The 2,134-nt window shown below is 70.8% G+C and carries 1 protein-coding gene and 2 pseudogenes; all 3 read right to left on the bottom strand.

Annotation, left to right across the window (positions count from 1 at the left end):
• Window positions 1–35: 35 nt before the first annotated feature.
• A pseudogene (locus tag ACTWQE_RS33980) lies at window positions 36–668 on the bottom strand (MFS transporter); the annotation flags it as partial.
• Between the two features lie 295 nt (window positions 669–963).
• Entirely contained in the window at window positions 964–1,257 is a 294-nt protein-coding gene (locus ACTWQE_RS33975; RefSeq protein WP_443332947.1) for a DUF1330 domain-containing protein, read from the bottom strand.
• 33 nt (window positions 1,258–1,290) lie between these two features.
• Window positions 1,291–2,134: pseudogene (locus tag ACTWQE_RS33970) on the bottom strand (MFS transporter); the annotation flags it as partial.

Here is a 2,134-nt window from a genome sequence, read left to right as displayed (position 1 = left end):
TGCGGGCTGTTCGGCGGGGCTGCGGTTGGGGTTGCTTAGATGGTCACGCCTGGCTGGCGCCGGGGCAGTTCGGCGTGCCCACAACTCGGAGGCCAGGGCGATGCCCACGCCCAGGCTGGCGAAGATGCCGCAGCCGACGAACACCGGGGCGGCCCCCCAGGCTCCTATAGCGGCGCTGACCAGCGGGTAGCTGAGGGGGGCGAGACCGACCATGGTGAGCATGACGACGGAGGTGACCCGGCCAAGATAGGCCGGGTCACCTCCGTCTGTATGAGGGCGTTGTCCAGACTGCCGAAGACTCCCGCACACAGTCCGATGACCGCAGCCAGCACCACGGCGAGCCACAGGGTAGGCACCAGCGCGATCGTGGCCGCGCCCGCGCAGCCCACGAGCAGCGTCCCCGCCATCATCAGGCCGGCACGGGGCAGCCAACCGGCGATCGCGAGCAGCGCGGCGCTGGCCGCGGCACCTGCGCTGAAACTGCTGACGATCCAGCCGTAGCCGGAAGGGCCCCAGCCGCGTTCGGCGTTGAGGAGCACCATGCCGACGTTGAGGGTGCCGATGAGGCCGAGTTCGCAGATGGCGCCGGCGGCGACGAGCGGGCCGATGAGGCGGTGGCGGCGGATGTAGCGCAGGCCATCGAGCAGGTCCTGCCGCGCGGTGCTGGGCTTCGCCGGGGCGGCCATCGCGCGGGTACCAGGCGGTGAAGTCCTCGTCGTTCCACAGGCCGTCGAGGCGGTCTCGGATCCACATCGCGGTAGTGCCGTGGGGGTTGCTGGCGCGGGCGACCCGCGCGGTCAGCGGCGGGATCTCCGATCCGGGCTGGGGCTGGAGGGACATATCGGGCTCCCCGGGAACACGGGCAGCATGTTCCTACGAGCCTGACGCAACGTCACGATCGTTAACTGCCCGTCCTCAAGATTCCCGACAGAGTCCTTCAGTGAAGATCCGACTGGACCTCGGTCAGTCGATGCCTTCGACGATGCGGAAGTCGCGCTCGACGCCGTCGGAGAGGGCGACCAGCGCCTCCTGGTAGGCCGCACTCTCGCGCGCCGCGACGGCCTGCTCGAAGCTGTCGAACTCGACCAGGACGGTGCGCTCGGCGATTCCGGCGTCATACGCCACGACCCGACCGCCACGGACGAGGGTCCGGCCGCCCCAGGGCTGGACGGCCTGACGGGCCAGCTTGTTGTAAGCAGCCAGCTTCTCAGGGTCTGAAATAGTGCGGTAGGCGCTGACCCAGTAGCCCTTGGGCATGGAACCTCCAGTGTTGGGATGAGTGCATCTGACTTACGGGTTGGTCTCGGACGAGCGTCGGCGGGCGAGAGCGAGGCTTGCCAGCGTCGTGATCGCCATGGCGCCGATGCCGACCAGCGCCGCGGTGGTGTAGGCGCTGTCGTCGGGGAAGAGGTGGCCGGGGCCGGTGCCCGCGGCGAGGATCAGGCCGCCGATGGCGCTGCCCAGGGAGTACCCGACGCTGCGGACGACGTAGTTGAAGCTCATGGCGCTCGACGTCTCGCTCTTGGGGGTGACGGCCAGGATGACGCCGGGCATCGCGGCCGAGAAGCCGCCGACACCGAAGCCGAGCACGCCCATCGCCGCGAACAGTTCGGCCAGGTCCGACCGGGCCGCCGCGAACAGGGCGAACCCGCCGCCGACCACGACGGCGCTACCGGCCAGGAGCAGGGGGTCGGCGATCCGCGTCCGGACCCGCGGCGTGAGCTTGCCGGCGACGAACCCCAGCACCGAGAACGGGATGAGGACCAGCCCGGCGACGAAGGTCGTCAGCCCGAAGCCGTAGCCGGCGCCGTGCGGCGTCTGCGCGTACCGGGTGATGAGCGTGAGCAGGAGGTACATGCCGATCCCGCCGACGAACATGGCGAGGTTCGCCCCGGCGACCGCCGGGTGCCGCACCGCCCGCACATCGACCAGGGGCGTCGTGCTGCGCAGCTCGATGACGGCCCAGACGCAGAGCAGCACCACCGCGACGCCGGCGAGGCCCGCCGCCGCGGCGAGGTGCCGGCTCCACAGATTCCGTTCGCCGGCGAGGAACAGCACCAGGAGCAGCGCAGCGGCCAGGACGACCGCGCCTGCCACGTCCACGTGGGCGGAGCGGCCTTCGGGGGCTTCGGGC

Source organism: Streptomyces sp. 8N706 (genome assembly GCF_052245415.1).
In the GTDB taxonomy this organism is placed as follows: Bacteria; Actinomycetota; Actinomycetes; order Streptomycetales; family Streptomycetaceae; genus Streptomyces.
The sequence above is the reverse complement of the archived record's forward strand: the minus strand, read 5'-3'. Positions and strand labels throughout refer to the sequence as shown.